20 protein-coding genes and 1 tRNA gene are annotated in these 17595 nt (G+C 66.1%); 17 read left to right on the forward strand and 4 right to left on the reverse strand.

What is annotated here, in order from left to right; all coding sequences use genetic code 11:
- Window positions 1-26: 26 nt before the first annotated feature.
- From CWC60_RS06415 to CWC60_RS06460, 10 genes are all read left to right on the forward strand, one after another.
- Window positions 27-512 (forward strand): hypothetical protein, encoded by a 486-nt coding sequence (locus CWC60_RS06415; protein WP_109793164.1) that lies wholly within the window; start codon window positions 27-29, stop codon window positions 510-512.
- A 283-nt stretch (window positions 513-795) separates the two neighbouring features.
- A complete protein-coding gene (locus tag CWC60_RS06420; RefSeq protein ID WP_109793165.1) occupies window positions 796-2043 on the forward strand; it encodes a tyrosine-type recombinase/integrase in 1248 nt (415 codons plus the stop codon).
- Window positions 2040-2570 carry a hypothetical protein gene (locus CWC60_RS06425; RefSeq protein WP_125182732.1) on the forward strand — a complete coding sequence of 177 codons (531 nt, stop codon included), beginning with the start codon at window positions 2040-2042 and terminating at the stop codon, window positions 2568-2570. The genes CWC60_RS06420 and CWC60_RS06425 overlap by 4 nt, the downstream gene beginning before the upstream one ends.
- A gap of 64 nt (window positions 2571-2634) precedes the next feature.
- Window positions 2635-2856 (forward strand): helix-turn-helix transcriptional regulator, encoded by a 222-nt coding sequence (locus tag CWC60_RS06430; RefSeq protein WP_109793167.1) that lies wholly within the window; start codon window positions 2635-2637, stop codon window positions 2854-2856.
- Window positions 2853-3125: a MerR family transcriptional regulator gene (locus tag CWC60_RS06435; RefSeq protein WP_206419797.1), complete on the forward strand. Its 273-nt coding sequence runs from the start codon at window positions 2853-2855 to the stop codon at window positions 3123-3125. The genes CWC60_RS06430 and CWC60_RS06435 overlap by 4 nt, the downstream gene beginning before the upstream one ends.
- Window positions 3126-3415: 290 nt before the next feature.
- On the forward strand, window positions 3416-4030 hold the full coding sequence (locus tag CWC60_RS06440; RefSeq protein WP_125182733.1) for a hypothetical protein: 615 nt from the start codon (window positions 3416-3418) through the stop codon (window positions 4028-4030).
- A 6-nt stretch (window positions 4031-4036) separates the two neighbouring features.
- A complete protein-coding gene (locus CWC60_RS06445) occupies window positions 4037-6121 on the forward strand; it encodes a bifunctional DNA primase/polymerase (RefSeq protein WP_109793169.1) in 2085 nt (694 codons plus the stop codon).
- Window positions 6122-6654: 533 nt separating this feature from the next.
- On the forward strand, window positions 6655-7077 hold the full coding sequence (locus tag CWC60_RS06450; protein WP_206419798.1) for a terminase small subunit: 423 nt from the start codon (window positions 6655-6657) through the stop codon (window positions 7075-7077).
- A gap of 2 nt (window positions 7078-7079) precedes the next feature.
- Window positions 7080-7448, forward strand: a complete 369-nt coding sequence (locus CWC60_RS06455; RefSeq protein WP_109793170.1) for a hypothetical protein — start codon at window positions 7080-7082, stop codon at window positions 7446-7448.
- Window positions 7449-7477: 29 nt separating this feature from the next.
- Window positions 7478-8152 carry an SH3 domain-containing protein gene (locus tag CWC60_RS06460; protein WP_125182734.1) on the forward strand — a complete coding sequence of 225 codons (675 nt, stop codon included), beginning with the start codon at window positions 7478-7480 and terminating at the stop codon, window positions 8150-8152.
- A gap of 401 nt (window positions 8153-8553) precedes the next feature.
- On the opposite strand, the gene CWC60_RS06470 is transcribed toward CWC60_RS06460, so the two are convergent.
- Window positions 8554-8628: transfer RNA gene (locus tag CWC60_RS06470), tRNA-Thr, on the reverse strand.
- A gap of 254 nt (window positions 8629-8882) precedes the next feature.
- Here CWC60_RS06470 and paaA point away from each other — a divergent pair.
- The 5 genes from paaA to paaE are packed head-to-tail and all read left to right on the forward strand — an operon-like array spanning window position 8883 to window position 12551.
- Complete coding sequence (gene paaA, locus CWC60_RS06475) at window positions 8883-9857, forward strand: 1,2-phenylacetyl-CoA epoxidase subunit PaaA (protein ID WP_109793173.1); 975 nt, start codon at window positions 8883-8885, stop codon at window positions 9855-9857.
- Window positions 9858-9873: 16 nt separating this feature from the next.
- A complete protein-coding gene (paaB, locus tag CWC60_RS06480; RefSeq protein WP_109793174.1) occupies window positions 9874-10164 on the forward strand; it encodes a 1,2-phenylacetyl-CoA epoxidase subunit PaaB in 291 nt (96 codons plus the stop codon).
- Window positions 10164-10934 carry a 1,2-phenylacetyl-CoA epoxidase subunit PaaC gene (gene paaC / locus CWC60_RS06485; protein WP_109793175.1) on the forward strand — a complete coding sequence of 257 codons (771 nt, stop codon included), beginning with the start codon at window positions 10164-10166 and terminating at the stop codon, window positions 10932-10934. The genes paaB and paaC overlap by 1 nt, the downstream gene beginning before the upstream one ends.
- A gap of 11 nt (window positions 10935-10945) precedes the next feature.
- A complete protein-coding gene (gene paaD / locus CWC60_RS06490; RefSeq protein WP_109793176.1) occupies window positions 10946-11449 on the forward strand; it encodes a 1,2-phenylacetyl-CoA epoxidase subunit PaaD in 504 nt (167 codons plus the stop codon).
- Between the two features lie 22 nt (window positions 11450-11471).
- A complete protein-coding gene (gene paaE, locus CWC60_RS06495; RefSeq protein WP_109793177.1) occupies window positions 11472-12551 on the forward strand; it encodes a 1,2-phenylacetyl-CoA epoxidase subunit PaaE in 1080 nt (359 codons plus the stop codon).
- A 147-nt stretch (window positions 12552-12698) separates the two neighbouring features.
- Here the strand turns inward: paaE and msrA are convergent, their stop codons facing one another.
- Window positions 12699-13331, reverse strand: coding sequence for a peptide-methionine (S)-S-oxide reductase MsrA (gene msrA, locus CWC60_RS06500; protein ID WP_109793178.1), 633 nt, complete (start codon window positions 13329-13331; stop codon window positions 12699-12701).
- A 9-nt stretch (window positions 13332-13340) separates the two neighbouring features.
- Complete coding sequence (locus tag CWC60_RS06505; protein ID WP_109793179.1) at window positions 13341-14246, reverse strand: TauD/TfdA dioxygenase family protein; 906 nt, start codon at window positions 14244-14246, stop codon at window positions 13341-13343.
- A 173-nt stretch (window positions 14247-14419) separates the two neighbouring features.
- Between CWC60_RS06505 and CWC60_RS06510 the strand changes: the two genes are divergently transcribed.
- The gene (locus CWC60_RS06510; RefSeq protein WP_109793410.1) at window positions 14420-15652 is read left to right on the forward strand and encodes a phenylacetate--CoA ligase family protein; all 1233 of its coding nucleotides are present in this window, start codon (window positions 14420-14422) and stop codon (window positions 15650-15652) included.
- A gap of 156 nt (window positions 15653-15808) precedes the next feature.
- Window positions 15809-16477: a glycosyltransferase family protein gene (locus tag CWC60_RS06515; RefSeq protein ID WP_109793180.1), complete on the forward strand. Its 669-nt coding sequence runs from the start codon at window positions 15809-15811 to the stop codon at window positions 16475-16477.
- A 21-nt stretch (window positions 16478-16498) separates the two neighbouring features.
- Here the strand turns inward: CWC60_RS06515 and CWC60_RS06520 are convergent, their stop codons facing one another.
- Complete coding sequence (locus CWC60_RS06520) at window positions 16499-17524, reverse strand: LLM class F420-dependent oxidoreductase (RefSeq protein ID WP_109793411.1); 1026 nt, start codon at window positions 17522-17524, stop codon at window positions 16499-16501.
- Window positions 17525-17595: the final 71 nt, after the last annotated feature.

The following is a 17595-nucleotide window of genomic DNA, read 5'->3' on the forward strand; positions in this document are numbered from 1 at the left end:
TCTGATCACGACGAGTGGATTGCGCCATGTGGATCGGGAATTCGGGCCGCGCGGCCTGCGCGGCGGCGGCAGCAACCTTGCTGGCGATGGCGGGCTGCGAAAGCGCCCGCGAGCCCCTTGACGGCGTGGCGGTGGCCGATGTCCAGGTCCGGCGTTCGGCGACCGTGGCGGCCACGGCGCTGCCGTCCGGGCTCCGGGAGAGCATGCTGGCGATCGTGCCGGCCTGCGCCGGTGGCGGCGCGCCCCACGACGCCCTGGTCGAGGTGCTGGCGGTCCGGCGCGACCGGGACGCCGGCTCCCGGCGCAGACAGGGCGTCACGCTCACCGCCGAGGTGACCTTCGTCGCCCGCGGTTCGAATCGCCGCACCGGGCCCTGGCGCGTCAGCGTCTCCACCGCGGGGACCAGCCTGCCCGGCGCGCCTTCGGGCAATCCGGAGACCGTGCTGTCGAACCTGTTTGCCGCCGCCGTCTGCCGTGAGGTCTTCGGCGCGGAACACGCCCTGGGCGGCTGAGCGGTCGCGGAGTTTCCCGCATTTTTTGCGCCCGTCCGCGGCGGCAAACCAGGCTGTTGACTTATATGTGGAAACTGGTGCCGCCGGAGTGATTTGAACACTCGACCTCTCCCTTACCAAAAGAAAGCTGGGCGGCGACCTCTGGCGACGCTCACCGCCGGAAGCACCTAAAACACTTGCATATAAGCCAGTTAGCGGCGACATTGGGCGACAAGGATGTCCCCTCGCCTCATGATGAGGTGTTTCCGGTGTGCTTCCGATTTGTGAGGTAGTGATTGTGCCGATGAAGCGCGAACGGTTGACCGAACAGCGCGTGGCGCGTCTCAAGGCGCCGGAGAGCGGCGAGACGTTTCTCTGGGATACGGACACTCCCGGCTTCGGCATTCGCTGCTATGCGCCGTCCGTGCGCCATCCGAAGGGCCGTCGGGTTTGGGTGCTCCAATATCGTGCCGGACATGGTCGAGGGGCGAGGCAACGACGCCTGGTGATCGGAGACGTGGCGCGCCTGTCTCTGGACGAAGCGCGGACCCTGGCCCGAAAACGCTTCGGCGAGATCGCGGATGGTCGAGACCCGCAGGCCGAACAACGTGAGACGAAACGCCGAGAGGACGCACGGCTCGACAAGGCGCTTGACGCATATGACGCCTATCTCGGGCGTCGCGGCGCGGTGAACCGAAAATACATCGTCTCGACGCTGAAAAGTGGGCTGTTGACGCCGCTCGGCAAGATCGATCTTGACGAGGTCGATCGTCAGGCGATCGTTCAGCAGATCGACCAGCGCGAGGAAGCCGGCAAGCCAGGCGCCGCGCAGGATCTTCGGGCCAAGGCGGCGACGTTCCTGAACTGGGCCGTGAACCGTGGCCTGATCCACGCGAACCCGTTGGCCGGCTACCGTCGCGAGCGGATGACGCGACAGCAGGCCACTGGGCGCCGAGGCAAGCGCCTGGACGAAACGGCGCTGAAAGCCATCTGGACGGCCTGCGAAGGTGTCTCCCGTCCCTACGGTGACTTTGTGCGTCTGCTCATGCTCACCGGCCAGCGGCGGCTTGAGACGTCCCGCATGCGCTGGCGCGACGTGGACACCGCCGGAGGATGGTGGACGATCCCCGCGGACGAGGCGAAGAACGGGCGCGAGCATCGCGTCCCGCTCCCGCCGGCTGCGGTCGCGATCATCGAGGGGCAACCCCGGTACGCACGGTCGCCCTACGTCTTTACCGGGCGCGGCCTGCGACCGATGGCAGGCTGGTCGCAGCGCAAGGCCGATCTGGTCAAGAAATCGGGCGTAGAATTCGGTCTGCATGATCTTCGCCGGACGTTTCGGAGTGGCCTGACGCAACTCGGCATCGAGGCCGAACTCGCGGAGCTGATGCTCAATCACGCTCGCGCCGACCTGATCGAAACCTACGACCGCGAGCCGCGTTGGAAGGATCGCGAGGCTGCGGCCAAGAGATGGGCGGATCACCTGCTTGGCGTGGTCAGCGGCACGCCGCCCGCCGACGTCGTGAACCTCGAAGACCGGCGGCGAGCATGACTCAGCGTCGAATGACACCCCTTGCGGCTGTCTTTGTCCACAACATGCTCGATCTGCCGCAACCCTCTGACGATCAAGTCGCAGCCGGCTATTTCGCAGAGATAGCCGCGCTCCATGCCGCCACTGTCAGGCGTCTAAAATATTCGGATGAAGACGCATGGCGGCTGATAGAAGAGATGGTGCGCGGCCGAAGCACTGAGATGTCGGCGGCGCTATTTGAGCTGCTGTCCCCCCAGACCCGCGAGATGCTACGTCAGCAGAACGATGGGCCAGGCCGTCCACGAGACCCCGAGGTCGCTACAGCCGACGCGTTGATTTCCCAGGCCGTCGGTACTCTTGCTGCTTCTCGTAAAAAGGGTGAACTGGACGCCATCCGGATTCTGCTAAAGCGAGTGAAGAGGGAACATGCCGAAGTGAATCCGCTTGTCGCACGTTGCCGGGACTACGGCCTCGACCTCACCGCGGCGACGGAAGACAGCATCCGGAGCCGCCTCCGTCGCCATCGGCAGCGAGAATCTGGTCGGTAGTCTCACCCCGAATTTCCGACCAAGGTCAGGTTAGGGCCATCCATGACCTTGTCGGAGGACAAAGATGGCCACGCCGGAAAACCTCACCACCCTGCTCGGAGACGATTTCCCTCTGGCGCCGGAGGCCGCAGCGACATTGCTGGGGGTCACACCACGCACCCTCAAAGCGTGGCGGGCAACCGACTTCGGCCCGACACCCACCAGGATCGGCCGCCGCGTCGCGTACCGCGTTGGGGATGTTCGCGCCTTCCTCCGAGAAGCAGCCGAGCAGGGGGCCGCAGCATGAGCAGCCCGAAGACCTCGGAGAAGGTTGAACAGAAGGCGTCTTTCAATCCGCCAGGCGCTGATGTGCTCGGCGACGATGCGTTGTTCACACCGCGCGAGGCAGCTGGCGTGCTCCGGAAGACGACACGGACGCTGGAGCGTTGGCGATCCGACGGCAAAGGGCCCCGCGTGGTTTTCATAGGCCGCACGCCGGCCTACCGACTGGCCGACCTGCGTCGGTTCATTCGAGACAGCGCCTTGCGCCCTGTCGCCGACAGCCAGGGGGAGTGAGCCATGCCCGATCAAGCAACACCGATCCGGCACTACTCGCCGGACAAGTCCTTTCGCAGAGCTTGCGCGAGGGCAGGCGCAGAGCAATGATTGATTCGAATTGGCGCTGTATCCGGCCCGTCGCGCAGGCCCCCGCCGCAGCCGTCCCGATTGGGGCTTCGGCTGCAAATGATCGGATCGAGCCCTCTCAGAGGGCCCCAGGCGCCGTGAACCCCGCCTTCGCAAGGCCCAGGCTCGCCACCGATCGGCGCCGCGTCGTGAGACGCCGCATTCCCATGAGGGATCAAGACATGACCAGAAAGAGAAACCCCGGTCAGCGTTGGCAGACGCTGCCGGGGCAGAAACGCAAACTATCGAGGGCAATTAGTGTTTATCACCATGAAGATCGGAGCGGAAGCCCCGATAAGCGAAAAACCAACGCTGGTGACGTGATCGAACAGGTGGCAGGCGGTCTCGCACACTTCTATCAGGTGCTTCGACTGGTGCGTGTGGAGACGCGCCGCGGCCACCAGCGTTTCTTGCTGGAACTGGAGGGCGCGTGCGCGGTTTGCGGCGCCCCCTTCCGCCTCCGTACGCGGGCATCCGTCGAGAAGTACCTGACGCGTACATGCGCGCAGCACCGCCGTCGCCGGTACGCATTCCGATACGCCCACGCGCGCCGCGCGGAGCAGCCCGCTTCCGAACGCCACGGCCACCGTGTCGAGCCGGAGATGGCTGAGACGGCAGCGACGTGCGCCATGCTGCGGCTTCTTTACAAGAGGTCGGCCGCACCCGGCGACAAGGTCGAAGCCCGCCGGCTGGCGCTCATTGGTCTCCGGACGGCGCCCTTGGAGCGGCTGACCGTCCCGGACCTTCGGCGCGCGCGTCGGCTGCTTCGCGAAGCCATCGCCAGGCCCGGGGCGTGATCGGCCATGGAGTGGGCGCTCGACCACGCCGCGAGGGGATTTTGCGTTTTCCCGCTGAAACCGAACGGCAAGCGCCCGGGGATCAAAGGATGGCCGGAGCTTGCGACGACCGATCCGGCGACGATCCGCGATTGGTGGGACCGATGGCCTGAGGCCAATATCGGCATTGCGACCGCCGGTCTTCTCGTGGTCGACATCGACGACAAGGCCGGTCGCTGCGGCGGCGTTACATGGCTCGAACTCTGCCTTGAGCACTGCGGCCCGATCGACACACTGACAGCGCGCACGGCGAGCGGCGGCAGGCATCTCTACTTCCGCCCGTCCCGGCCTGTCGGGAACAGCGCCGGGCGACTTGGCGACGGCCTCGACGTGCGCGGGGCCGGCGGCTATGTCGTCGCGCCCGGCTCGACCATCGACGGCCGCGAATACGAATGGAAGACGGTCGCCGAGATCGCCGACGCGCCCCAATGGCTTCTCGACCTGGCAGGGGCGGCCCCTGAGCCCCGAGAGCGCGAGTGTGAGCCCCTGGTCGAGCCCGACACGCCTTCGGCCCTGAGGCGGGCTCAGGGGTGGCTAGAAACCACCGAGCCGGCCATAGAGGGCGCTGGCGGGGACCACCACACGTTCACGGTTGCCGCGCAGCTGCGTGACTATGGGATCAGCGAACCCATGGCCCTCGACCTCATGCTCGATCACTGGAATGAGCGATGCGCGCCGCCGTGGATGCCCGAGGACCTGGAGCGAAAGGTCGCCAACGCATTCCGCTACGCCCAGAACGCGCCGGGCGTGGCCAGTCCCGCGGTGGACTTTGGGGAGCCGGTAGAGACGCCGGCATTGGAAAGGCTGCTCAAGCCATATCGCTGGCGCGACGAGCGCAATCTCCCGCTCCGGCCATGGATTTACGGCAACCTGCTGATGCGCGGCACGGTCTCCGCCCTGGTGGCGCCGCCCGGCGCTTCCAAGTCGACCTTCAGCCTGGCCAGCGCCATCGCCATTGCAACTGGGCGGCCGCTTCTCGACATCGACGTGCACGAGAGCACGCGTGTCGCCGTCTGGAATAACGAGGACCCCGCCGTCGAACTCGAGCGCCGCACGCTCGCCGCGCTCCGGCAATTCGACATCGACCCGGCGGAACTCGAACCGGACGGCGTGCCGCGGCTTTTCCTGCAATCCGGCGAGGACCGTATTTTCAGAATCGCCCGGCGCGTATCGGTGCAGGGCGGCGGCTATGTGCTGCAACCTGCCGACCTGGAGCCTGTCCGCGATGAGTTGATTGCCAACAGCATCGGCGTGCTGGTGGTCGATCCGTTCCTCGAGACGCACCCGGCGGCCGAGAACGACAACGCCGAGGTCGGCCAGGTCGCGCAGCTCTACCGACGCCTGGCCCAGCAGGCGAACTGCGCCGTTCTGCTGATCCACCATACGCGGAAGCCGTCCAACGCCTCGGCGGCATCACTCGCCGGCGACCTGGACACCGGCCGCGGCGCGAGTGCGCTCATGGGTGTCATCCGCCAGGGCGCCACGCTCTACACGATGACCCAGAAGGAAGCCGGCGAATATGGCGTCGATCCTTCAGAGCGATATCGCTATGCCCGCTATGACGAGGGCAAGGCCAATATGGCGCTGCTGTCCGGAAGGCCGCGATGGTTCCGCCGAGAGAGCGTCAGGCTGGCCACATGGCATTCGGGCCCCGGCGAACCGGAGGCGATCGATAAGGCCACTGGACGCGGCCTGTCCTTCGAGAGCGTCGGCACGCTGGCGCCCGTCGCCCTGCAGCCGGTCAAGGCTGTCGGCCGAAGCGCCGAGCGGGACGTGCTTTTGGGCGCAGCCGCCGAGGTGCTGTTGGACCAAGGGCCGTTGCCTTTCAGCGATCTCGCCGAGGCGCTGGCGCGGCTGCCGATGTTCGAAGCCGAGGAAGCCGGCAAGCTCCGACGGAGACTCGAGCGACGGCTGCCCGACGATCACCTTGTGTGGAATGGCTATGAGTTTCAAACCGAAGCGCGCGACCTGGGCCGGCGGGGCAGCCGCAACGTCAAGGTCGTTTCCTGCCACCGGCTGGACGGCGAAGACGAGGCAAGGCGCGACAATTGATACGGGATTTCGGCCATGGGGCAGGGTAACTCGGCGAACTCGGCGCAAGGCTTAAAACCGCGCCGAGTTGAGCTAACTCATTGAAATAGAGGGGAATCCGTCTAACTCGGCGCAGAATTAACTCGGCGCGCGCGGAGTTGCCGAAAAACCCTTTAAAATCAATGACTAGCGAACTCGGCGGTCGGCGCTACTACGTAGACGCGCCGCGCCGACTTAGGTCGGCGGCGCGCCTTCGCAGGCATGCGGCCAGCGGCGTGGCCGATGGCCGTCGTGTCGACAAATGAAAACCGCGCCGCCCGTTAAGGCGACGCGGCTGCTCAGCGTCGAGCCGTGGCGAGGTGGCGTGCCGCTTCGCCGGCATTGCCGAACAGCGCGAGCAATGGCCAGAGGCGCGCAACGATCGCAGCCGGCGCCCGCCAGGGCCGAGCCCGCCCCCCGGGGAGGGGGCGGCGCGCCGGTGTCGGAAAGCTCTATGGCGGCTCGACAAAATTTCAGAAAAATCTATAATGTCGGATCGAACAGACGCCCCGTGGATGGACAAGATGCCCGCACCCGGAACAGAAATGCAGCGCCGTTTCGCAGTCGCTTACGCGAACAACGGTGGAAGCGCGACAAAAGCCGCGATAGAGGCGGGTTATAGTGAGCATTCGGCGAAGGATATTGGTCGAATTACTGCGGCACTGCCGCACGTTCTGACGATGATCGTGCGCGAATTGGTGCGAATGCAGGCGCGATCCGGCGCCGTCGGTCTGGGCGCGCTCATCAACGTGGCCGAAAACGAGAAGGCCGCGGCGGCGGCTCGCGTGGCCGCCGCACGGACCTTGCTCGAGCACGCCCGCATGATCGGCCCTGGGCGCGCGAATGACGACGACGAGGACGGCGAAGAGCGGGGCGGCGAGGTCGTCGACTACAGCGCCGCGCTCGAGCGCATGGGCCTCGGCCGGAAGAGCGCCTGACCATGGCCCGCGCGAAGCGCATCGCCGACATGACCCCGGCCGAGAAAGACGCCGCGTTCGCGCGGATGAGCCCGCAGGAACTGCGTGCCCATATGCAGCGCTTGACCGGCCTGCGGCCGCCGCCTGATGGCGCCTCGGCTGACGAGATCCTCGCCTTTGGTGTCGCCAGCACGATCGCCATCTTCGCTCGAAGCAACCCCGACGCGGATCAGGCGGATCTCGTGGCGGCGGCGGTCAATGATCACATGGGTTGGCCTGGCAATGAGCGGGACGCCTACCGGCCGTATCTTGAGAAGGCGCTGGGCCGGCCGATCGCTGACGCTGAATGGCGGGAGCGGCGGCTGCATGATGCGGAGGGCATGCTGGCCTAGAGCGCGCGCAGAAGTTTGGAGGGGGAGTCGTGGCGAAGTATCGAGCGCTTGTGTTGTTGGCATGTCTGACGACTTGGTGGTTTTCATCACCCAACCCGGCAACAGCTCAACGAAGTCCGTTGGTGATGGCTCGCGTCGAGGTGAATTCCCTCAATATCCGAGCACATCCAAGCCCGGAAAGTGACGCGATCGGTTCTCTTTCCAGAGGGCAAATCGTATTTGTCGTGCGAGTAGTTGGGGATTGGGCCGAAATAATCTGGAGCAATGGAAACGGTGGCAAAAATCGAACGCAAAATGGGTATGTGGCCGCTGAATTTCTAACGGCTCTACGTCAAATTGGAGGAAGTGGCGATACATTTACAACAAGACGCGGCGCGGAATTCATACTCTCTGTGGGTGATAGCGATCTAAATTGCCGAGAATATGGTCAAGGTTTTGAAGATTGTGAGGTATCCCTCGATTATAGTTACCGCAGCGATTACAACGGCAATGATGATCCCTCTATTCGTATCGAGTGTGAAGTCACACTCAGTCTGACTGACGTGGAAGGTTTCACGCAAAACGAATCTAGGAGTGAGACTGCCACAGAGCACGGTATAGAAAACTCAGGTTCAATCGATATCGACTTCCAGCTCTCCCCCTACTCACCGATAGTGAATGCCCGAATAAGCGATGTCGATTGTGAAATAGACGACGTGTATTGAAGTGCTGTGGGCGAATGCTGTCTGTGCGGCTAAGCTCGATCAGCCATTGTGACCTGACACCCCTCCCACCGATCCAGCCGCCGGGGGCAATCGCTTTCGTCGGACACAGCTCGCAGCACGTCCGGCACCATCGCGCCAGCGCCATAGCGCTTGATGAGGCCGGAGACACGGTATCGACCGGACCGGCCGCAGCGGGTGCATCGGACCTGAATCAGGCGATCGTCGAGGAGGTCGATGAGATGCATGGCGCCGGGCATGGTCGGAGCATGTTCGAACATTTCGAGAACATCAAGCAGTGCCGCATAGATCAGCCCGTAGACGCAAGCCACAGGCTGGCCGGCTGGTGCTTCCGCAGTGCTTCCGGAAACAGAATTTGAGAGCAGTGATTTTGAGCTAAGTAGTGGTGCCGCCGGAGTGATTCGAACACTCGACCTCTCCCTTACCAAGGGAGTGCTCTACCCCTGAGCTACGGCGGCACGGGCGGGTGCTGTACCCCAACCCTCGGGAACGGTCAACCGGCTTGCGCCGGGCCTTTCATGGTGAATCGCCTGCCGATCCCCCGCCCCGGCCTCCGCCCCTGGCCAGAGGGGAGGGCGGTCCCGCGCGCCGTTCCTCCGGCCATCCCTTGCAATCCGATCAACATGATACGAAATCATTGCGAGATACGCGGATTTATGTATCATGTTGCGCCAATGCCCGGCTGAGACCGGCAGCGATCGGGAGGACAGCGATGAACGATCAGGTCAGGGCCGTCGAGACCGACGATCCGGAGCGCGAGGCCGGCTTCCAGGCGCATATCGACGCGGAGAAGCGGGTCGAGCCGCGCGACTGGATGCCCGAGCGCTACCGCAAGTTCATGATCCGCCAGATTTCCCAGCACGCGCATTCGGAATATGTCGGCATGCTGCCGGAGGGCAACTGGATCACCCGCGCGCCGACGCTCCGCCGCAAGGCCGCGCTGCTGGCCAAGATCCAGGACGAGGCCGGTCACGCCGCCTATCTCTACTCGGCCGCCGAGACGCTGGGCGCCAGCCGCGACCAGATGCTGGAAGACCTGCATTCGGGCAAGGCCAAGTATTCGTCGATCTTCAACTATCCGGCGCTGACCTGGGCCGACATCGGCGCCATCGGCTGGCTGGTCGACGGCGCCGCGATCGTCAATCAGGTCGCGCTCTGCCGCACCTCCTACGGTCCCTACGCCCGCGCCATGGTGCGCATCTGCAAGGAAGAGAGCTTCCACCAGCGCCAGGGCTTCGAGATCATGACGACGCTGGCGCACGGCGCGCCGGAACAGAAGGCGATGGCGCAGGACGCGCTGGACCGCTGGTGGTGGCCGTCGCTGATGATGTTCGGCCCGCACGACAGCGACTCGCCGAATTCCGAGATTTCCTTCCGGTGGAAGGTCAAGCGCCAGTCGAACGACGAGCTGCGCCAGAAGTTCGTCGACATGACCGTGGCCCAGGCCGAGTTCCTGGGCCTGAAGATCCCCGACGACGATCTGAAGTGGAACGAGGCGCGCGGCCATTATGACTTCGGCCGGATCGACTGGGACGAGTTCTGGCGGGTCGTGAAGGGCAACGGGCTCTGCAACCGCGACCGGCTGCGCAACCGCCGCGAGGCCTACGAGAACGGCGCCTGGGTGCGCGAGGCCGCCCTGGCCCACGCCGAGAAGAAGCGCGCCCGCGCGGGCCGAGAGGCCGCCTGATCAGGAGGACGAGGCTATGAGCGATCGCAAGGAATGGCCGCTGTGGGAAGTCTTCATCCGCAGCCGCGAGGGCCTGAACCACAAGCACGCCGGCAGCCTGCACGCCCCCGACGCCGAGATGGCGATCCAGAACGCCCGCGATCTCTACACGCGGCGCTCCGAGGGCATCTCCATCTGGGTGGTGAAGTCGGCCGATATCGTCGCCTCCGACCCGGACGACAAGGACATGCTGTTCGATCCGGCGGCGGGCAAGGTCTACCGCCATCCGACCTTCTATTCGGTGCCCGACGGGGTGGAGAACATCTGATGGCGGCGCTGACCCATGACCAGGCGCTGTTCCGCTACCTGCTGCGGCTGGGGGACACGGCGCACGTACTCTGCCACCGTCTGGGCGAATGGTGCGGCCACGGCCCGGTGATGGAGGAGGACATCGCGCTCACCAATGTGGCGCTGGACCTGATCGGCCAGGCGCGGCTGTTCTACCAGTACGCCGGCGAGGTCGAGGGCGAGGGCCGTTCGGAAGACGATCTGGCCTTCCTGCGTCCCGAGCGGGACATGAACAACCTGCTGCTGGTCGAGCAGCCCAACGGCGACTACGCGCAGACCATGGCGCGGCAGTTCCTGTTCGACAGCTACAATCTGCTGCTGATGCAGGCGTTCGAGCGCTCCGGCGACACGCGGATCGCCGAGATCGCCGCCAAGGCGGTCAAGGAAGTCGCCTATCATCGCCGCCATTCGGCCGGCTGGGTGATCCGCATGGGTGACGGCACCGGGGAAAGCCATCGGCGCATCGCCGACGGCATGGCCGCGCTGTTCGGCTTCACCGCCGAGTTCTTCGAGATGGACGAGGTCGACCGCATGATGGCCGAGGCCGGGGTTGGCCCGGATCTCGGCGCGCTTCGCGAGCCCTGGGAGCGGGATGTCCGCGCCGTCCTCGACGAGGCGACGCTGGACTGGCCGGATCAGGGCTGGTCGGTCGTCGGCGGCCGCCTGGAAGGCCGGCATTCGGAGCATCTGGGCTACATGCTGGCCGAGATGCAGTTCATGCAGCGGACCTATCCGGGGCTGAACTGGTAGAGGCGGACCCCATGCCCACCGAGACCCTTCCCACGCTCGACGATGTCTGGGCCATGCTGGCCGAGGTGCCGGATCCGGAGATCCCCAATCTCAGCCTGATCGACCTCGGCGTCATCCGCGGCGTCGAACTGGCCGATGAGGGCGGTGCGGTGGTGAAGATGTCGCCGACCTATACCGGCTGTCCGGCGACCGACATGATGAAGCTGCTGATCCGCGAGCGGCTGGCCGCGGGCGGCTGCCGGGCGGTGACCGTGGACATCGTGCTCTCGCCCGCCTGGTCCACCGACGAGATCACCGAACGCGGCCGCGAGAAGCTCAGGGAAGCCGGCATAGCCCCGCCCGTCGGACGTTCGACCGACAAGCGTCACCTGCTGGGGGAGACGCCCGACGTCGCCTGTCCCCATTGCGGGGCCGCCGACACCAGGATGCTGAGTCCCTTCGGCTCGACGGCCTGCAAGGCGCTGTTCCAGTGCAATGCGTGCCTGGAGCCCTTCGACTACTTCAAGTGCCACTGAGGCGCATCGGGAGACCGGAGAAATGGCCCTGTTCAACAGCCTGAAAGTCGCCGACGTCCGCCGGGAGACCCCCGACAGCGTCTCCATCGCCTTCGACGTGCCCGAGGATCTCCGGTCCGCCTTCCATCACGAGGCGGGCCAGTACCTGACGCTGAAGGCCGATGTCGACGGGCGTGAGGTGCGGCGCTCCTATTCCATCTGCTCGGGCCCGACGGAGAGCGACATCCGCGTCGCCATCCGCCGCGTCGAGGGCGGGCTGTTCTCCACCTTCGCCAACGAGGACATCGGCCCCGGCGACGCGATGGAGGTGATGGCGCCCGAGGGCCGCTTCGTGCTCCGGCCCGACCCGGAGCGGGAGGCGCATTTCGTCTGCTTCGCCGCCGGCTCCGGCATTACGCCGATCCTGGCCATCGTCAAGGCGGTGCTGTTCTGCGAGCCGAAGTCGTCGGTCACCGTGGTCTACGGCAACCGCTCGGCCGGCACGGTGATCTTCCGCGAGGAGCTGGAGGACCTGAAGAACCGCTTTCCCGCGCGCCTCTCGATCCTGCACGTGCTGTCGCGGGAGGCGCAGGAAGCGCCGCTGCTCTCGGGCCGGATCGACGACGCCAAGCTCGACATGATGCTGGACCGGCTGATCGACACCGGGGGCACGGAGGCGTTCTACCTCTGCGGCCCGCAGGCGATGATCGAGACCGTCTCCAGGGCGCTGAAGAACCGCGGCGTCGAGCGCAAGCGCATCCGCTTCGAGCTGTTCACTCCGGCCGGGGACGGCAATGCGAAGCCGAAGAAGACCGCCGCGCCGGGCGAGAGCCTGCCGACCCGTCATGTGGGCGTCGTGGTCGACGGCCACCGCATGGACTTCGACATGGTCGACGACGGCACCTCCATCCTCGACGCCGCGCTGGCGCGGCAGGCCGATCTGCCCTTCGCATGCAAGGGCGGCATGTGCTGCACCTGCCGCGCGAAGCTGGTGGAGGGCCAGGTGGAGATGGACAAGACCTACGGCCTGGAGCCCGAGGAGATCGAGGCCGGCTATGTGCTGACCTGCCAGGCGACGCCTGTCAGCGACCGGGTCGTGCTGGACTACGACGACCGCGGGTAGATTCCCCACGACACGATTGAATCGCCTGGCGTCCTGGGGCTTGACCCCAGGCCCCAGTTCTTCCCTTGGCTGGGCCCTTGTATCAAGCCTGCCCCGGACATGATCCGGGGTTCAAGGGCGACAAGGGAGACCTGATTCCACAAGCGGTCAGCGCCCCTTGGTCTTCTCCGGATAGAGCTTGTAGAGCTTCTGCACCTTGGGCGCGGCGGTGAAGGCGATATAGGGCTGCATCGGGTTCCGGGCGGCGTAGTTCTGGTGGTAGTCCTCGCCCTCGTAGAACGCCTCCAGCGGCTCCAGCGTCGTCGCGATGGCGCCGTCCAGCACGCCGGCATCGTCGATCTGCGCCATGTAGGCTTCCGCCACGCGTTTCTGTTCGTCGTCGGCATAGAAGATCGCGGAGCGGTATTGCGGGCCGACATCGGCGCCCTGACGGTCGACCTGTGTCGGATCGTGGGCCACCGAGAAGAATATCTTCAGCAGCATGCCGAAGCTGATCTTCTGCGGGTCGTAGCGGATCTCGACCGCCTCGGCGTGGCCGGTGCGGCCCGAGCAGACGCTGTTGTAGTCGGCCGTCTCCGGCGAGCCGCCCGCATAGCCGCTGACCACGGACCGGACGCCGTCCAGTTCCAGATAGACCGCCTCCACGCACCAGAAGCAGCCGCCGGCAAGCACGGCCACGCCTTTGTCTGCGGCGGCGTCGATATCCGTCGCCGGGTCGGGGAAGCTGCCCGACACCAGTCCGAAGGCGCCGTCGTCGCGTTTCGATCCGAACAGACCCATGGCTCTCTCCTATGCCGCGATCCCGGGCAGCGGCAGGCCCGCCATCTCGACGGAATTGGCCGGTTCGGCTACCGTCGCCCGCTGCACGTCCCGCTTGTAGACCAGATCGTCAAATGGCGTGCCCCGGTGCATGGTGCAACGGTTGTCCCACATCACCAGATCGTTCGCCCGCCAGCGGTGGCTGTAGACGAACTGGCGCTGGGTGGCGTGCGCGATCAGGTCGTCGATCAGCTTCCGCGCGGCTTCGTCCTCCATGCCGACGATCTTCAGGGCGTGGGAGGCGAGATAGAGGTTCTTCCGCCCCGTCTCGGGAATGGTGCGCACCAGCACCTGCGGCACGGGCGGCATCTGGCGGATTTCCTCCTCCGAGAAATTGTCGAAGCCCATGCGCATGCGCGAATAGCGGATGCAGTGCTCGGCGATCAGCCCGTCCAGCTTCGCCTGCGTCGCCGCGTCCAGCGCGTCCCAGGCCGCGCGCTCGTCGGCGAACTCGGTCCGCCCGCCCGCCGGCGGTACGGCCCGGCCATAAAGCAGACTGGCGCGGCCGGGCACGAACTTGAAGGAACTGTCGGTGTGCCAGAGCCGGTTGCCGAGCTGAAACTGCCTGAGCCGGTGATCTTCCTCCAGAATCTCGTCGCGGTCGTTGAGGTTCGAGACGTCGGCCAGGTCGAGCCGCAGCCTGGGCTTGATGTCCTTGCGGTGGCGCGCGATCGATTCCTCCAGCGGGCCGATATGGCGCGCGAAGTCCACATGCTGATCCTGGGTCAGCTTCTGGTCCGGAAAGACCAGCACGGCGTATTTCCAGAACGCCTGCTTGATCTCCTCGACGGTATCCGCGTCGAGGGGCTGCGACAGGTCGACCCCGTCGACCTCGGCGGCGAAGCTTTCCGTGACCGGCCAGATTTTCAGAGTCATGGCGTTTGTCCTCCCGGGCGGCATTGAAGCACATCCGGCCGGAAGCGACAAAGCGGGTGACCCATGCGGCACGGTGGGGGCGGTGCCCTTCGGCGCGCAGTGAGCCGCTTGGCCGCGCCCCGGCTTTCACGCTAGGCTTCGCGCGCGCAGATGCACCAGGGGAGGCAAGAATGATGGATCATTACGACGGGCTGGAATCGCGCGCGCCGGAAAAGCGCGAGGAAGACCTGATGGCGGCGCTGCCGGGGCAGGTGGCGCATGCGAAGAACGGCTCTACCTTCTTCGGCGAACTCTACAAGGACATCCACCCCGAAGAGATCAACAGCCGCGAGGCGCTGCGGCAGCTGCCGGTCATCCGCAAGCCCGACGTGCAGGAGGCCCAGGCGGCGAACCCGCCCTTCGGCGGCCTCAACGCCGTGGCCGTCACCGAGATGGCGCATATCTACATGTCGCCCGGCCCGATCTTCGAGCCCGACGGCTCGGCGCGCGACCACTGGCGCTACGCCCGCGCGCTCTACGCCGCCGGCTTTCGCCAGGGCGACGTGGTCCACAACACGCTGTCCTATCACCTCACCCCCGCGGGCATGCTGGTGGAGACGGGCTGCCGCGCCATCGGCTGCGCGGTCTTCCCCGGCGGCGTCGGCAATACCGAGATGCAGGTCGACGCGATCGAGAAGCTGAAGCCCACCGCCTATGCCGGCACGCCGTCCTTCCTGCGCATCCTGCTGGAGAAGGCGGACGAAATGGGGCGTGACAGCTCCTCCTACCGCAAGGCCTCGGTCGGCGCGGAACCGCTGCCGCCTTCGCTCAGGCAGTGGTTCGAGGACCGCGGCATCCAGACCACGCAGGGCTATGGCACCGCCGACGTCGGACTGATCGCCTACGAATCGATCCCCGTCGAGGGCATGATCCTGGACGAGGGGCTGATTCTGGAGATCTGCCGCCCCGGCACGGGCGAGCCGGTCGCGGAGGGCGAGGTCGGCGAGATCGTGGTGACCACCTTCAACCCGATCTATCCGCTGATCCGCTACGGTACCGGCGACATGACGGCGATCCTGCCGGGCCAGAGCGAATGCGGCCGCACCAACACCCGGATCAAGGGCTGGATGGGCCGGGCCGATCAGTCCTGCAAGGTGCGCGGCATGTTCGTCCACGCCAAGCTGGTGGGCCAGATCGTCGACCGCCACAAGGAGGTCGACAAGGCGCGCATCGTCGTCACCAATCCCGACAACCGCGACCAGATGACCCTCAAGGCCGAGGCCTCCTCGGGCGGCGCGGCGCTGATCGAGGCGCTGAAGCAGACGGTGCAGACGGTCACCAAGCTGCGCGGCGAGGTCGAGATTGTCGAGCCCGGCAGTCTGCCCAACGACGGCGTCGTCGTCGAGGACGCGCGGGAGTTCAAATAGTGCCAACAGGCGCGCGAGGGGATTACCGCCTTTGTCCCGACGGCGTCCCGGGGCTTGACCCCGGGACCCGGTTTTTTCTTCGCTGGGCCCTTGGATCAAGCCTGTCTCGGACTGCGATCCGGGATCCAAGGGCGCCGTTTGAATTGATGGCGGTCCATGCCTGACGCGCCGGCCCTCCGCGTCGCGGTCTGCGTGCCGTCGGGCGACATGGTCCACATGGATTTCGCGGTCTGCCTGGCGCGCATGCTCGCCGACATGACGCACCGGCGCATCCCCTCGATCCTGGTCAACGAAAAGGTCGCGATCCTGCCCCAGGGCCGGCAGAACCTGGTCAACCGCGCGCTGGAGCACGGCGCCACGCATCTGCTGTTCCTCGACAGCGACATGACCTTCCCGCCGGAGACCGGCGCGCGCCTGCTCTCCCACGATCGCGACATCGTCGGCGCCGCCGCCTCGACCCGGCTCGAGGGACGGCAACGGATCACCGCCATGAAGCGCTGGGGCGAGCCGCTCGCGCTCGGCCCCGATGACGGGCTGGTGGCGGCCGACTATCTCGGCTGCGGCGGCATGCTGGTGAAGGCGCACATCTTCCGCCGCATGGAGAAGCCGTATTTCCCGTCGCATTTCCTCGAGGAGCGCGACGGCCGCGACATCTGGCTGGGCGAGGATTTCGGCTTCTGCGACAAGGCCCGGGAACTGGGCTTCACGGTCCTGGTCGACGCGAAGCTCTCCTTCGCTTTCGGGCATCTGGGCCAGAAGAACTTCACACTGGGGCAGATGGCGAGCGGCCGACGGGCGCCGCGCGCCAACGACGAACCGGTCTGAGCTTCGATGGCGGCGACCGGCCTACCGCCCCACCACCAGCTCCGCCATCTGCGTCAGTTCGCGCTCGTCGGCGGCCCAGACCATCAGGCCCGTCACCGGGCTCTCCTCCCAGGCGGCCAGCCTGTCGCGGATGCGCTCGGGCGGGCCGATCAGGCTGATCTCGTCGGCAAGGCTGTCGGGCACGGCGGCCACGGCCTCCCGTCGCTTGCCGTCGAGATAGAGGTCCTGGATCTTCGCCGCCGCGTCGGCATAGCCCATGCGGGCGACCAGGTCGTTGTGGAAATTGCGGTCGCGCGCGCCCATGCCGCCGACATAGAGCGCCAGGTTCTCCTTCACTCTGGCCAGCGCGCCCTCGATGTCATCGGTGATGGCGATGCGGACGGGGCAGAAGATCTCGAAGCCGGGCTTCAGGTTCGCCGTCTGCTCGGCATAGACCTTGGGGCCGGTCGGCGAGAAGTAGAGCGGGAACCAGCCGTCGCAGATCTCGGTGGCCATCTTCACGTTCTTCGGGCCCTCGGCGCCGAGGAAGATCGGCAGGTCGGAGCGGAGCGGATGGACGATGGATTTCAGCGGCTTGCCCAGGCCCCAGGAGCCCGGCGCATCCGCCGGATAGGGCAGCGTGTAGTGCTCGCTCTGGTGTTCGACCGGTTCGTCGCGGGCCAGCACCTGGCGGATGATGTCGATATAGGCGCGGGTGCGGGCCAGCGGCTTGGCGAAGGGCCGGCCGTACCAGCCCTCCACCACCTGCGGGCCGGAGACGCCGAGACCCAGGATCACCCGCCCGTTCGAGAGATGATCCAGGGTGATGGCGTGCATGGCCAGCGAGGTCGGCGTCCGCGCCGAAATCTGCGCGATGGCCGTGCCGAGCTTGATCCGCTCGGTCTGCGCGCCGACCCAGGCCAGCGGCGTCAGCGCGTCGGAGCCGTAGGCCTCCGCCGTGAAGAAGCCATGGCAGCCCAGCCGCTCGGCGAGCTGCGCCATGGCGACCATGTTCTGCGGCGGATGCGACGACCAGTAGCCGGCCATCAGATTCAGTTTCAGCGCCATTGCGTCCTCCCCAGGATCGGCCTTCTTCACATTGTCGCCATGGTGCATGGCCCATGATCGGGAAGGAAGGG

The organism is Minwuia thermotolerans, assembly GCF_002924445.1.
Taxonomy (GTDB): Bacteria; Pseudomonadota; Alphaproteobacteria; order Minwuiales; family Minwuiaceae; genus Minwuia; species Minwuia thermotolerans.

What these genes read in the sequence shown, in the direction of transcription:
- CWC60_RS06415 (WP_109793164.1), top strand. Translation starts at nt 27, where the DNA reads ATGTGGATCGGGAATTCGGGCCGCGCGGCCTGCGCGGCGGCGGCAGCA.
- CWC60_RS06420 (WP_109793165.1), top strand. Translation starts at nt 796, where the DNA reads ATGAAGCGCGAACGGTTGACCGAACAGCGCGTGGCGCGTCTCAAGGCG.
- CWC60_RS06425 (WP_125182732.1), top strand. Translation starts at nt 2,040, where the DNA reads ATGACTCAGCGTCGAATGACACCCCTTGCGGCTGTCTTTGTCCACAAC.
- CWC60_RS06430 (WP_109793167.1), top strand. Translation starts at nt 2,635, where the DNA reads ATGGCCACGCCGGAAAACCTCACCACCCTGCTCGGAGACGATTTCCCT.
- CWC60_RS06435 (WP_206419797.1), top strand. Translation starts at nt 2,853, where the DNA reads ATGAGCAGCCCGAAGACCTCGGAGAAGGTTGAACAGAAGGCGTCTTTC.
- CWC60_RS06440 (WP_125182733.1), top strand. Translation starts at nt 3,416, where the DNA reads ATGACCAGAAAGAGAAACCCCGGTCAGCGTTGGCAGACGCTGCCGGGG.
- CWC60_RS06445 (WP_109793169.1), top strand. Translation starts at nt 4,037, where the DNA reads ATGGAGTGGGCGCTCGACCACGCCGCGAGGGGATTTTGCGTTTTCCCG.
- CWC60_RS06450 (WP_206419798.1), top strand. Translation starts at nt 6,655, where the DNA reads ATGGACAAGATGCCCGCACCCGGAACAGAAATGCAGCGCCGTTTCGCA.
- CWC60_RS06455 (WP_109793170.1), top strand. Translation starts at nt 7,080, where the DNA reads ATGGCCCGCGCGAAGCGCATCGCCGACATGACCCCGGCCGAGAAAGAC.
- paaA (WP_109793173.1), top strand. Translation starts at nt 8,883, where the DNA reads ATGAACGATCAGGTCAGGGCCGTCGAGACCGACGATCCGGAGCGCGAG.
- paaB (WP_109793174.1), top strand. Translation starts at nt 9,874, where the DNA reads ATGAGCGATCGCAAGGAATGGCCGCTGTGGGAAGTCTTCATCCGCAGC.
- paaC (WP_109793175.1), top strand. Translation starts at nt 10,164, where the DNA reads ATGGCGGCGCTGACCCATGACCAGGCGCTGTTCCGCTACCTGCTGCGG.
- paaD (WP_109793176.1), top strand. Translation starts at nt 10,946, where the DNA reads ATGCCCACCGAGACCCTTCCCACGCTCGACGATGTCTGGGCCATGCTG.
- paaE (WP_109793177.1), top strand. Translation starts at nt 11,472, where the DNA reads ATGGCCCTGTTCAACAGCCTGAAAGTCGCCGACGTCCGCCGGGAGACC.
- msrA (WP_109793178.1), bottom strand. Translation starts at nt 13,331, where the DNA reads ATGGGTCTGTTCGGATCGAAACGCGACGACGGCGCCTTCGGACTGGTG.
- CWC60_RS06505 (WP_109793179.1), bottom strand. Translation starts at nt 14,246, where the DNA reads ATGACTCTGAAAATCTGGCCGGTCACGGAAAGCTTCGCCGCCGAGGTC.
- CWC60_RS06510 (WP_109793410.1), top strand. Translation starts at nt 14,420, where the DNA reads ATGGATCATTACGACGGGCTGGAATCGCGCGCGCCGGAAAAGCGCGAG.
- CWC60_RS06515 (WP_109793180.1), top strand. Translation starts at nt 15,809, where the DNA reads ATGCCTGACGCGCCGGCCCTCCGCGTCGCGGTCTGCGTGCCGTCGGGC.
- CWC60_RS06520 (WP_109793411.1), bottom strand. Translation starts at nt 17,524, where the DNA reads ATGGCGCTGAAACTGAATCTGATGGCCGGCTACTGGTCGTCGCATCCG.